Origin of the sequence: Micromonospora ferruginea, assembly GCF_013694245.2 — a bacterium.
In the GTDB taxonomy this organism is placed as follows: domain Bacteria; phylum Actinomycetota; class Actinomycetes; order Mycobacteriales; family Micromonosporaceae; genus Micromonospora; species Micromonospora robiginosa.
In genome coordinates this window covers 1,326,673-1,339,641 of the sequence record NZ_CP059322.2, presented here as the reverse complement: position 1 = coordinate 1,339,641, position 12,969 = coordinate 1,326,673, and the positions used below count along the sequence as shown (strand labels likewise).

5 protein-coding genes are annotated in these 12,969 nt (G+C 73.4%); all 5 read right to left on the bottom strand.

What is annotated here, in order from left to right; genetic code table 11:
* Window positions 1-10 precede the first annotated feature (10 nt).
* The 5 genes from dpgA to H1D33_RS05890 all read right to left on the bottom strand — a co-directional run bounded on the left by dpgA (window position 11) and on the right by H1D33_RS05890 (window position 12,789).
* Window positions 11-1,141: a 3,5-dihydroxyphenylacetyl-CoA synthase DpgA gene (gene dpgA / locus H1D33_RS05910; protein WP_181569029.1), complete on the bottom strand. Its 1,131-nt coding sequence runs from the start codon at window positions 1,139-1,141 to the stop codon at window positions 11-13.
* Between the two features lie 211 nt (window positions 1,142-1,352).
* Window positions 1,353-2,342, bottom strand: a complete 990-nt coding sequence (locus H1D33_RS05905) for a ParB/RepB/Spo0J family partition protein (RefSeq protein ID WP_220138697.1) — start codon at window positions 2,340-2,342, stop codon at window positions 1,353-1,355.
* Between the two features lie 231 nt (window positions 2,343-2,573).
* On the bottom strand, window positions 2,574-3,068 hold the full coding sequence (locus H1D33_RS05900; RefSeq protein WP_246411629.1) for a flavin reductase family protein: 495 nt from the start codon (window positions 3,066-3,068) through the stop codon (window positions 2,574-2,576).
* 5 nt (window positions 3,069-3,073) lie between these two features.
* Window positions 3,074-4,612: a tryptophan halogenase family protein gene (locus H1D33_RS05895; RefSeq protein ID WP_181572882.1), complete on the bottom strand. Its 1,539-nt coding sequence runs from the start codon at window positions 4,610-4,612 to the stop codon at window positions 3,074-3,076.
* A 254-nt stretch (window positions 4,613-4,866) separates the two neighbouring features.
* Window positions 4,867-12,789: a non-ribosomal peptide synthetase gene (locus H1D33_RS05890; protein WP_307755423.1), complete on the bottom strand. Its 7,923-nt coding sequence runs from the start codon at window positions 12,787-12,789 to the stop codon at window positions 4,867-4,869.
* Window positions 12,790-12,969: the final 180 nt, after the last annotated feature.

The following is a 12,969-nucleotide window of genomic DNA, read 5'->3' as shown; positions in this document are numbered from 1 at the left end:
TGCTCCCGCCTCACCACTGCACCAGCGCGGTCTCGATCGTCGATCCGGGTCCCATCGTCATCAGCACGCCGAAGTCGCCGGGCGCCACGACTCGCTCGCGCAGCAGGCGCTCGTACGAGAAGAGGAAGGAACCGCTGGACAGGTTGCCGTAGTCGCGCAGCACCCCGGTGGTGTGCCGCACATCGTGCCGGGTCAGGCCGAGGTTGACCCGGACCGCGTCGATGACCTTCTTGCCGCCGGAGTGCACCAGCCAGTGCCCGATGTCGCGCCGGCGCAGCCCCGCGCCGGCCAGCAGCTCGCCGACCACCTGCTCGGCGTGCGCCCCGACCACGTACGGGATCTGGGGGTCGAGGAAGAAGCTGAACTTGTGCTGCTCGTCGTCCCAGTCGTAGCGCATCGCGTCGAGCGCCGAGGTGATGAGGATGCTGCGGAACCCGAGGATGCGCAGGCTGCCCGCGGGCCCCGCGTCGACGCCCTCCGGGGCGCGCACCGCGATCGCGGCGGAGCCGTCACCGAACAGGCTGTTGACCACGGCGGTACGCATGGACGAGTCCATGACGTACGCGGCGGAGCACGCCTCCGCGCACACCATCACCGCGAGCCGGCCCGGGTTGGCCTTGGCCCACGCCGAGGTGGCGTTCAACGCGTTGAGCCCGGCGTTGCAGCCCATGCCGACGACGTCGACCCGGTGGCAGCTCGGGTCTATGCCCAGCTCCCGGATGACGAGCGCGGTCAGGCCGGGGGTGAGGAAGCCGGTCGACGTGACGCAGCAGAGGTATTCGACGTCGGTGAGGCCGGCGCCGGCGTCGGCCAGGGCCCGGCGCACCGCACGGCAGGCCATGTCGACGGCCACCCGCCGGTGCTTGCGCAACAGGTCGCCCTGGGGCTCGGGCAGGAACGCGCCGTCCTCGCCGCGCGGGGGCAGGGTCACGTGCCGCTGCGCGATGGCGCTGTTGAGGAAGACCGAGCGGACCTTGGGGTCCTCGATCCGGAAGAGGTCCAGCAGCTCGCGCTGCGAGTAGGCGGTGCCGGTGACGGCCGTGCCGACCCCGACGATCTGCGCGGCGGCCGGCGGCGCGCCGGCGTCCGGCGCGGGCAGGCAGATCAGCTCGGGGACGGTGAGATCCGCGGTGAGGGTCATCGGAAGGTCCACCCCCACGTGCGGGGCTTGCTGCGCAGGAGTTGCACTACCGTGAGCACATCGTTTCCTTTCGTCAACTCGGACAGGCGGAGTCACGCTCGTCGCCGAATCGATTTCCGGCCGCGAGGAAAAGCGACGGGGAAAAGTGTTCGGCAGAGCGGTTCCGGCACGTGAGACGCTATCCAAAAGGGCGGATGTGCTCCACCGTCGATCAGCGGGAGTGGCTGCGTTTCTCCTCGAGCGCATCCGCGAGCTGCAGCCATTCGTCGGCGCATCCGCGGGCCAGCTCCGCGACCGTGCCGGCATAGTTCGTCGGCACCTGGTCGGCCACGCCGACGCGTTCCTCCGGCCGCACCGCACGCGACTGGATCCAGCGCAGCAGATTGCGGCCGGACTCGCTGAACCGCAGCGACGGGTCGTTGCGCAGGCCCTCGAGCATGTCGGCCATGGCCACCTCGGGCAGGCCCTCGACAGTCGTCGCCGGCACGGGCCGAGGTGCGCCGGCGACCCGGTTGCCGGGCACCGGATCGTCGCCGCGCTGCAGGCGGGCCCGGACGTCGCGCACCGTGGACGGTGAGACCCCGACCTCCCGGGCGACCTCACGCAGCGAGGCGTCGGGACGTTCCTTGATCACCGCGGCTGCCCGCAGCCGACCGATCGCGTTGTCCAGGGGGCGGATCCGCCCGTCCCGCCCGGTGCGGGCCTGCGGCTGCGGGGTCGCCTCGCCCCCGGCGCCGCCGAGTTCGAGCTTGCGGCGCAGCGTGGCCACCGTGCGGGCGCCGAGCCCGGCGGCCTGGGCGATGGCCCGGTCGGACCAGGTCGGGTGGCTGACGATGATCCGCTCGGCGGCGCGGGAGCGGTCGGCGTGCGTCAGCGGCAGCCCGTGGGTGGTGTTGGCCCGGACGGCGAGGAGGAACGCCTCCATCTCGGAGCCGTCGAAGAAGCGGACCTCGATGGTCTCCTCGCCGCGCAGCCGCGCCGCGCCGAGCCGGTGCGCGCCGTCGATGACCCGCATGGTGGGCCGGTGGACGAGGATCGGCGGCAGGCCGTCGTCGATGCGGGCGAGCATCCTGGTGTGCTCGATGTCCTCGCCCTCCTGCCGGGGTGAGTGCCCGGTCGAGAGGGCGCGGACCGGCACGCGCTGCACGTCGGCGAAGAGCTCGGCCCGGATCTCGGTGGCCTCGGCGGCACCGGACGTCACGGGCTCGGACGAAGTGGGAAAATCGTTCTCGGCCACGGCACTCCCGTAGATGTCACCCCGATCACAATCGCAGTCATGCTACGTGCTCGTAGCGTGATGTTTCCGATGTGCAACTGCGCCACTGCGGCGGTCGAATGCCCCACCGGCGCCGGCGTACGGCCCCGGGCCCGGGCCTTCCGCAGGTCGGAGGCCCGGGCGTCGGTGGGCGAGGCCGGCAGCGACGTACCGCTCTCAGCCGATGGGCGCCGCCGCATGCGTCCAGGTGCGGTACCGCCGGAAGCCGTACAGCAGGGCGCTGCCCTCCCGGAGGCGTTCGATGTGACGCACCGTCCCGACGACGATCGCGTGGTCGCCGGCCGGGTGGACCCGCTCCACGAGACAGTCGGCCACCGTGTGCGCCGCCTCCACGAGCGCCGGGCTGCCCGAGCCGGCGCAGGGCCGCCAGGCGACCCGGTCGAAGCGGTCGGCGGCGCCCGAGCCGAACAGCGCGGCGACATCCTGGGCGTCACCGTGCAGCAGGTTGACCGCGAAGGCGCCCGACCGGGTCACCGCCGCCAGCGTCGGGCTCGCGGCGCGCAGGCACACCAGCAGGCTCGGCGGGTCGGCGCTGAGGCTGCACAGCGCCGAGCAGGTCATCCCGTACGGCCGGGGCCCGCCGTCGTGGCCGGTGACGACGGACACCCCGCTGGGGAACGCCGCCATCATCTCGCGGAAGCTGGTGTCCACGGCCGTCAGCTCCCCTCGCGCATCCTGCGGAAGTACTCGTTCTGGGTGGGCAGCGCGGCGACCAGCGCCCGGGCCTTGTGCCGGATGGCCTGGAACTCGGCCAGCGCGGGCTTCTCGTCGATCAGGTCGAGCGCCGGCGACGGCAGGGTCTCGATGCCGCCGGTGCCGAGCAGGATGCAGTTGTACGAGTACGGCGGCAGGCCGTGGTAGCGCGGGTAGGTCGAGCCGGCGTCCGGCACCTTGCTGCGCCACGCCTCGAGCCGCTCGGCCAGGCCGTCGGGGACGGCGCGCGTCTTGGTGTCGCGCCAGTACTGGTTGTCCGCCCGCTTCGCGCCGCGGTAGTGCAGCACGAGGAATTCCCGCACCCCGTCCATGACGTGCTGGACCGAGCTGTTGTAGCCCTCCTGCAGTTGCGGGTCGAAGCCGGTCGCCGGGAAGAACTTCACCAGTTGCTCGATCGCGTGGTGGATGAAGAAGATGCCGGTGGACTCCAGCGGTTCGACGAAGCCGCTGGACAGGCCGATCGCGACGACGTTGTTGACCCAGGACCGGCGGCTGCGCCCGATGCGCATGCGGATGTGGTTGGCGGGGGCGTCGGCGGCGGCCGGGCCGACGAACTCCCGCAGGGTCCGCTCGGCCTCCTCCGGCTCGAGGTAGTCGCGGGCGTAGACGTAGCCGGTGCCGAGCCGGCTGATCAGCGGGATCGTCCAGATCCAGCCGGCGTCCTGGGCGGTCGCGGTGGTGCACGGGCGGATCGGGTCCTTGTCCATGTCCATCGGCACCTGCAGCGCGACCGCGCTGTCGTTGGGCAGGCTGTCCTGGTAGGAGACGAACGGCTCGGCGAGCGCCTTGTTGACCAGCAGGCCGCGGAAGCCGGTGCAGTCCACGAAGATGTCGCCGTCGATGCGCCCGTGCTCCGCGGTCTCCAGGTGCGACACCCAGCCCCGCTCGTCGAGGGCGACCTCGCGGACCGTGTCGACGACGTGTGTGACACCGCGCTGGGTGGCGTACCGGGTCAGGTACTTGGCCAGCAGGTGCGCCTCGAAGTGGTAGGCGTAGGGGAACTGGGCGCCCTGGTACTCGGCGATCGTGGAGGGCAGTCCGTCCTTCTCCACGAATTCCTGCTCGAGCAGCCGCCCGTCCAGGTAGCGCGGGCTGCGGCCGGCGTCGCAGAGCGAGGCCATCACGAAGCAGTCCACGTCGAAGCGGTCGGTGGTCGGGTGCCGCAGCCACCAGTCGGTCAGCGGGAAACCCTGTACCGAGCGCAGTTGCTCGAAGGGGTGGTAGAAGTGGTGCCCCGGCTGCCGCCAGTTCTCGAACCGGACCGCGAGCTTGTAGGTGGCGTTGCAGGCGGGCATCCAGTCGCGCTCGGCCAGGCCGAGGAACTCGAAGAAGTGCCGGATGTCGCTGAAGGTGGCCTCGCCGACGCCGACCGCCCCGATGTCGGCCGACTCCACGACGGTGATGTCGACGCGCTCGCCGAAGGCGGCGGTCAGGTAGGCGGCGGTCATCCAGCCGGCCGTGCCCCCGCCGACGACGACCATTTTGCGCACGGCGCCGCCGCGCCCGGTTCCCGGATCCGCGTTCACCATTTCCGCTCCCAATCATCGAGATGCGCGACGGCACGTGGCGCGCCGCCCGCGAAGAGAAGGGGGAATTCCCGAAACGGGGATGCTCCCCGGAAGAAAGTGGCGCCGCGGACAATTTCTCGGAGCGCCGACAATGCGAATTTACCCGGCCGATAAATGTGCGTCAACGCAGTCGGGAAGGGCTCCGGCGGACACCGGAGCCCTTCCCGTCAGGCCGGTGGCCGGTCGGCGCCGAGCCACCCGGCGACCGCCGCCCAGGCCGTACCGAGGGTCTCCGGATCGAGCAGGTCGCTGTGCCGGCAGTCCAGCCGGACCTCCGCGATGTCGCCGGCGACGAACGGCTGCCACCGCCGCGCCCAGGGCTCGTCGGCGGGCCGGGACCGCCCGGCCACCACGACCAGCGCGTCGCCGGTGAAGCGACCGCACTCGTGCGCCCCGGTGACCGCGACGTTGTTCCGGTAGATCCGCGCGAAGGTCCGGATCTCGTCGGTGGAGAAGCCGCCGGCCGTCTCCCCCGCCTCGGCCTCCATCCTCGACATCAGGTGGTCGAGTTCCGGGGCCCGGGCCGGAGGCGTCCCCGGTTCGTTCGGGTAGGCGTCCAGGATCACCAGGGCGGCGACCTTCTCCCCGGCGGCCTCCAGTTGCACGGCGATCTCGTGGGCCGGCAGCACCCCCGCGGAGAAGCCGAGCAGGTGGTAGGGGCCCGACGGCTGGATCCGCCGGATCTCGCGTACGTAGTCGCGGGCCATCTCGGTCACCGACCCGGCGAGTTCCGAGGCGCCGTCGAAGCCGCGCGCCTGCAGGCCGTACAGCGGCAGGTCCGCCGGCACGTGCCGGGCCAACGGGCTGTAGGACCAGCTGAGCCCACCGGCGGGGTGCACGCAGAAGAACGGCGCCAGCGAACCCTCGGTCTTGATGGGCAGCACCACGTCGAGGGAGCCGCTGACCGACGTCAGGCTCATCCGGTTGAGCAACGCCGTCACGGTCGGCGCGGCCAGGATGTCGGCCAGCCGCACCACGACGCCCCGCTCCCGCAGCCGGCCGACCAGCTTCACCGCCAGCAGCGAGTGACCGCCGAGTTGGAAGAAGTTGTCGTCCACCGCGACGGACGGGACCTCGAGCACCTCCGCGAAGACCTCGCAGAGCGCCGCCTCGAGGATCGACCCGGGGCCGCGGCGTGCCCTGGCCGGCGCGGGGGCGGCGGAGTGCTCCGGGGCGGGGAGGGCGGCCGTGTCGAGCTTGCCGTGCAGGGTCAGCGGCAGCTCGTCGAGGGTCACGAACGCCGAGGGCACCATGTAGTCGGGCAGCCGGTCGGCGAGGAACGCCTGGAGGTCGCCGATGTCGCCGGCGGTGACCACGTACGCGACCAGTCGCTCGCCCCGGGCGACGACCGCGGCCCGGCTCACCCCGGGATGTGCCAGCACCGCCGCCCGGACCTCGCCCGGCTCGATCCGGAAGCCACGGATCTTGATCTGGTCGTCCGAGCGTCCGCAGTAGAGCAGCCGACCGTCGGCGGTCCAGCGCACCCGGTCCCCGGTGCGGTACATCCGCCCGCCGGCGGTGAACGGGTCCGCCACGAAACGCTCGCCGGTGAGCGCGGGACGCCCGGCGTAGCCGCGGGCCACCTGCGGGCCGCTGACGTACAGCTCGCCCACCACGCCCGCGGGGATCGGCTGGAGCAGGTCGTCCAGCACGTGGATGCGGGTGTTCGCCACCGGCGCCCCGATCGGCGGCGAGCCGGCGTCACCGGTCACGTCGGCCATGGTGGCGCAGACCGTGGTCTCGGTCGGCCCGTACGCGTTGACCAGCCGCCGCCCCCGCGACCAGGCCGCCGCCAGCGCGCCGTCGAGCGCGGAGCCCGCCGACACCAGCGTGGTCACCGACGGCAGGCCGGCCGGGTCGAGCACCGCGAGCGCGGCCGGCGGCAGCGTCACGTGGGTGACCCGGTGCCGGTCGATCACGGCGGCCAGCTCACCGCCGGGCAGCAGGTCGTCGGCGGGGGCGACGACCAGGGCGCCGCCCGCGCCGAAGGCCATGAGCAGCTCCCACGTCGCGGCGTCGAAGCCGACCGAGGCGAACTGGAGCACCCGACTGTCCGGGCCGGCCCCGAGCCGGTCGAGCTGCGCCGCCATCAGGTTCGCCGCGCCGCCGTGAGTGAGCACCACGCCCTTGGGTACGCCGGTGGAGCCGGAGGTGTAGATGACGTAGGCGGCGTCCTCGGCGCCGAGGGCGCCGCCGCGTTCCGCCTCGGTGAGCGGGTCCCCGGAGAGTCCGGCGGCCTCGGTCACCGAGGTCAGCGTCAGGACCGCGCCGCTGTCGGCGACGAGGAACCGCTTGCGCTCCGCCGGCTGCCGGGGGTCGATCGGCAGGTACGCCGCCCCGGCCCGGAGCACGCCCAGCAGCGCGGTGACCAGCGGCAGCCCGCGGTCCAGGGACACCGCCACCACGGAGCCGCGGGTCACGCCGCGCGCCAGCAGCAGGCGCGCCACGCGGTTGGCCTCGGCGTCCAGCCCGGCGTACGTGACGTGCCCGGCGTCGCCGAGCACGGCCACCGCGTCCGGGGCCTGCCGCGCCCGGGCCTCGATCGTCTCGTGCACCGGCCGGAAGACGGTCGTCAGGGTGCTGCCGGCCCCCGCGTCACGCATCAGCTCCCGCTCCCGATCGGTGCGTACGTCCACCTGGTGCAGGCGCAGGTCCGGGTGCGAGCCGAGCAGGCGTAGCACCGTCGTCCAGCGTTCGGCCAGCGCGGCCACCGTGGACGCCTCGAACAGGTCCGTCGCGCCGATGACGGCGGCCCGCAGGCCGGCCGGACGGCCCTGGTCGTCGCGCAGTTCCTGCGCGGTCACCTCGAGGTCGACCTTCGCCGCGACACCGGTCAGGTCGCCGGTCGCCGGCGGGGCGCCCGCGGTGCCCGGGCTCTGCAGTGTGAACGCCGTCTGGAACAGCGGCGGGCGGGCCGGCGACCGGGTCGGGGCGAGTTCCTCCACCAGCCGCTCGAACGGCACGTCCTGGTGGCCCAGCGCCGCCACCGTGCGTTCGCGGACCCGGGCCAGCACCTCCCGCAGGGTCGGGTCGCCGGCCAGGTCGGTGCGCACCACGAGCGTGTTGACGAAGAAGCCGACCAGGTCGTGCAGCGCCTCGTCGGACCGGCCCGCCACGGCCGAGCCGATCGGGACGTCGGTGCCGGCGCCGAGTCGGGTGAGCGTCACCGCGAGCGCCGCCTGCAGCGCCATGAACACGGTGACACCCTCGGCTCGGGCCAGCTCGGCCACCGCCCGGTGCAGCTCGGCCGGCAGGTGCAGCGCGACGCCGTGCCCGCGGTGGCCGGCGACGGCGGGCCGCGGGTGGTCGTACGGCAGGGCGATCTCCTCCGGGACGCCGGCCAGGGTGTCCCGCCAGTAGGCGACCTGGCGCGACAGCACGCTGTCCGGGTCGGCCGGGTCGCCGAGCAGTTCGCGCTGCCAGCGGGCGTAGTCGGCGTACTGCACGGGCAGCGGCGCCCAGTCGGGTTCCCGTCCGGCCCGCCGGGCGACGTACGCCGTCGTCAGGTCCCGGGCCAGCGGCCCGGCCGACCAGCCGTCCGTGGCGATGTGGTGCACGACCAGGAGTAGCTGCGACTCGCTGCCGGCCTCGTGCAGCCAGGCCCGGATCGGCACCTCGGTGGCCAGGTCGAACGGCTGCTCGGCCAGCGCGGTCAGCTCCTCCGGCCCGGCGGCCGTGCCCAGCCGTGGACCGGCCTCGGCGACGGACAGCACCCGCTGGTACGGGACGCCGTCCACGGTGGTGAAGACCGTGCGCAGCACCTCGTGCCGGTCCATGACGTCGCGCAGCGCCGCGGCCAGGGCGCCGCGGTCGGCCTCGGGCAGGCGGATCACCGACGAGACGTGGTAGGTGGCGGACGGACCCTCCAGCTCGTGCAGGAACCACAGTCGTTGCTGCGCGAAGGAGACCGGCGCCAGCTCGGCCCGCGGGCCGGCGGTCAGCGGCGGCTGGGTCGTGCCGTCCCAGCGACCCGCCAGCCCGGCCGGGGTCGGGGCGTCGAACAGCGTACGGATGTCGAGTTCGGCGCCGAGCAGGGTCCGCAGCCGCGAGATCAGCCGTACGGCGAGCAGCGAGTGCCCGCCGAGCGCGAAGAAGTTGTCGTGCGGTCCTACCCGTGGCACGCCGAGCACCTGGGCGAACGCCTCGGCGATCAGGTCCTCCTGAGCGCTCGCGGGCCGGTCCTCGGCGCCGGTGGTGCCGGCCGCGGGGGCCGGCAGCGCCCGGTGGTCGACCTTGCCGTTGACCGTCAGCGGCAGCTCCGCCAGCTCGACCACCGCCGCCGGGACCAGGTGGCCCGGCAGCCGGCCGGCCAGGTGCTCGCGCAGCTCGCCGGCCGGCGCGTGGCCGACGACGTAGGCCACCAGGGCGTCGTCGCGGGCCACGACCACCGCCTGGGTGACCGCCGGGTGGGTGAGCAGGGCGGCCTGGATCTCCCCGGGCTCGACCCGGTAGCCACGCACCTTGAGCTGGTCGTCGGCGCGTCCGGCGAAGTCGAGCTGGCCGTCCGGCGTCCACCGGGCCAGGTCGCCCGTGCGGTACATCCGCTCGCCGGCACGGAACGGGTCGGCCACGAAGCGCTCGGCGGTCAGGTCGGGGCGGCCGAGGTAGCCGCGGGCCACCTGGGCGCCGGCGACGTAGAGCTCGCCGGTGACGCCGGGCGGCAGGGACCGCAACGCGTCGTCGAGCACGTAGGCCCGCCCGTTGGCGATCGGCGTGCCGATCGTCGGGTGCGCGTCCGGAGCCAGCGGGTGCGACATGCTGGCGCAGACGGTCGTCTCGGTCGGGCCGTACGCGTTGATCAGGCGCCGGCCCGGCGCCCAGCGGCGCAGGACGTCCGCGTCGAGCGCCGACCCGGCGGACACGAGTGTGGTGACCGACGGCAGGGCGTCCGGCTCCAGCACCGCGAGCACCGCGGGCGGCAGCGTGACGTGGGTGACGCCGTGGGTGGCCACGACCTCCTCGAGCCCACCGCCGGGGCGCAGCGCCGTGGCGGGCGCGACCACCAGCGTCGCGCCGGCGGCGAGGGCGGTGAGCAGCTCCGAGGTCGCCGCGTCGAAGCCGATCGAGGCGAACTGCAGGATCCGGGCGCCGGGTGCGATCCCGAACCGCTCGATCTGCGCCAGCGCCAGGTTGACCGCGCCGCCGTGGGTCAGCACCACCCCCTTGGGCCGGCCGGTCGAGCCGGAGGTGTAGATGACGTACGCGGCGTCGGCGGCGGTGACCCGGACGTCGACGGGCTCGCCGGAGAGCCCGTCCAGGTCCCGCTCACCGATCGTGGTGACCGTGACATCGGGCACCGCGGCGACCGGTGTGCCATCGGTGAGGACGAGGTCCGTGCCGCTGTCGCCGAGCAACTGGGCCAAGCGGGCGGCCGGTTGGCCCGGTTCGACCGGCAGGTATGCCGCGCCGGCCTTGAGCACGCCGAGCAGCGTGGTCACGAGGGCGGTCCCGCGGTCCATCACCACCGCCACCACCGCCCCGCGGCGCACCCCGCGCCGGAGCAGCAGCCGCGCGATCCGGTTGGCCCGGGCGTCCAACTGCGCAAAGGAGCAGTCGATCCCGGCGCCGGCGAGCGCGGTCGCGTCCGGCGTCCGGCGCACCTGGGCCTCGACGAGTTCGGCCACGGACAGGGCGGGGACGGCTCGCGTGGTGTCGTTGAACGCGCCGAGCTGCCGCTCGATCTCGTCCGCGGGCCGGATCGCCACGTCGGCGAGGCGGGCCTGCTCGCCGCCGTCCAGGGCGGTCACCAGCGCGGACGTCAGATTGTCCAGCGCGGTGCCGACGAGGGCGGCCACGGCCCGGGGTTGCGCCGGGGCGGCGGCGTCGACCGTGATCACGAAGTCGGCGCCGAGGTCGTCGATCGACACGCCGAGCGGGTAGTTGGCCCGTTCCTGCATGAACACCGACCGGATGCCGCCGGTGGCCGCCCGGTCCGGCCGTCCGCCGGTGTCCCGCTCGCTGTGCCGGTAGTTGAACACCGAGCTGAACAGCGGCACGTCGGTGGGCACGCCGCTGGCCTGCTGCGCGACCGACAGCGGCAGGTGCTCGCGTTCCAGCAGCGCCGCCAGTTGCGTCCGCATCCCGCGTACGGCGTCGAGCACGCCGACGTCCGCCAGCCGGACGCGCGCCGGCAGCGTGTTCATGAACAGGCCCAGCGCCCGGCCGGCGCCGGCGCCGGCGTTCGTCCGGCCCAGCAGGACCGTGCCGAACACCACGTCGTCGCGGCCGGAGACCGTGCCCAGGACCCGCGCCCAGGCGACGTGCCACAGGGTGGCCGGGCTGACGCCCAGCCGGCGGGCGACCTCCCGGACCCGGACGGCCGGCTCGCCGTCGAGGACCAGGTGGTCCCGTACGGTCGCCGCGCCGTCACCGTGCACGTCGGTCAGGCCGTACGGGGCGGTCGTCGTGGTGACGTCCCCGAGCAGTTCCGCGAAGTAGTCGTCCGGTTCCCCGGCGCGGCGCCGGGCCTCGGCGACGAAGTCGCGGAAGGGCGTCGCGGGCGGCAGGTCGTCGCCGTGCCCGGCCAGGAAGGCCCGCACCTCGCGCAGCAACTGGTCGGTGCCGGTGTGGTCCTGCACGAGGTGGTGCATGCGGAGCAGGCCGAGCTGCCGGCCGGTGCCGTCGCCGGTGGTGTGCAGGTCCATCAGCGGCGGGCTGGTCAGGTCCATCGTCCGGCCCACGGCGGCGACCAGGGCGGCCACCGGGTCGGTGGTCCCCGCGGGGAGCGTCACCTCGGTGACCGGCAGGGTGGCCGTGCGTCTCACCACCTGCACCGGCTCGGGCAGACCGTCCCAGTGCACGCCGGTGCGGTAGACGTCGTGCCGGTCCACGACCCGCTGCAGGGCCTCGGCGAAGCGGTCCCGGTCGGTCTCGCCGGTGAACTCCAGGACCACGACCGAGACGTACGCGTCGGCGCCCTCCCCCGCCATGAGGTGGTGGAAGAGCAAGCCCTCCTGCAGGGGCGCCAGCGGGTAGACGTCGGCGACGGCGGCGGCGCCGCCGTCGACGGCGGTGACGATGCGGTCGATGTCGGCCTGGCTCAGGTCGACGAGCGGCAGCAGGTCCGGGGTGATGGTCCGCGCGTCCGCCGGGATCAGGTTGGGCGGGACGGCCTCGGTGGGCACGGTGGCGGCGCCGGCGAGCCCGGCGGGCGTGGGCGCGCGGAACAGGTCGCGCACCGCCACCGCGAGGCCGTGCCCGCGTAGCTGGTCGATGAGCCGGACGGCGAGCAGGGAGTGCCCGCCGAGGGCGAAGAAGTCGTCGTCCACGCCGACGTCGGGCACGCCGAGAACGTCGGCGAAGGCCGCGCACAGCAATTCTTCGCGCGGATTCGCCGGGGGCCGTCCGGTCGACACGTATTCCGGTTCGGGGAGTGCGGTGGTGTCGACCTTGCCGTTGGCGTTCAACGGCAACGCCGCCAACTCCACCACCACCGACGGCACCATGTAATCCGGCAACCGCTCACCCACGAACGCCCGCAACCCCCGCACCGAACCATCCGCCACCACATACGCCACCAACCCCTGCCCCCGCGCCACCACCACCGCCTGCCGCACCCCCGCAAACCGCAACACCACCGCCCGCACCTCACCCAACTCCACCCGAAAACCCCGCACCTTCACCTGCTCATCCACCCGCCCCGCGAACACCAACTCCCCACCCACAGACCACCGCGCCCGATCCCCCGTCCGATACAACCGCTCACCCACCCCAAACGGCGACGCCACAAACCGCTGCGCCGTCAACCCCACCCGCCCCGCATAACCCCGAGCCACCTGCACACCACCCACATAAACCTCACCCACCACCCCCACCGGAACAGGCCGCAAACCCTCATCCAAAACCCACACCGAACAATTCGCCAACGGCCCACCCATCGACACCCCACGACCCGCCACCACCACACCACACGACACAATCACCGAACACTCCGTCGGCCCATACGCATTCGACAACACCCGACCACCCGCCCACGCCCACGCCGTCGCCTCACCAATCGCCGACGACCCCACCACCACATCCCGCCAATGAGCAAAACCCCGGATCCAACACCTCCAACAACGACGGCACCACACTCGCCGCCCCCACATCCAACCCCGCCAAACCCACCGGATCCCGCCGCTCATCCTCCGACGCCACCACCAACCGAACACCCCCGACAACGCCACCCCCACATCCAACACCGACGCATCAAAACTAAACGACACAAACTGCAACAACCCCCACCCCCACCCACCAACCGCGGCCCCAACACCGACACCACATTCACC

Bases quoted from the DNA above. Each gene is read 5' to 3' on its own strand.
- dpgA (WP_181569029.1), bottom strand. From the start codon at position 1,141: ATGACCCTCACCGCGGATCTCACCGTCCCCGAGCTGATCTGCCTGCCC.
- H1D33_RS05895 (WP_181572882.1), bottom strand. From the start codon at position 4,612: ATGGTCGTCGTCGGCGGGGGCACGGCCGGCTGGATGACCGCCGCCTAC.
- H1D33_RS05890 (WP_307755423.1), bottom strand. From the start codon at position 12,789: ATGTGGGGGCGGCGAGTGTGGTGCCGTCGTTGTTGGAGGTGTTGGATC.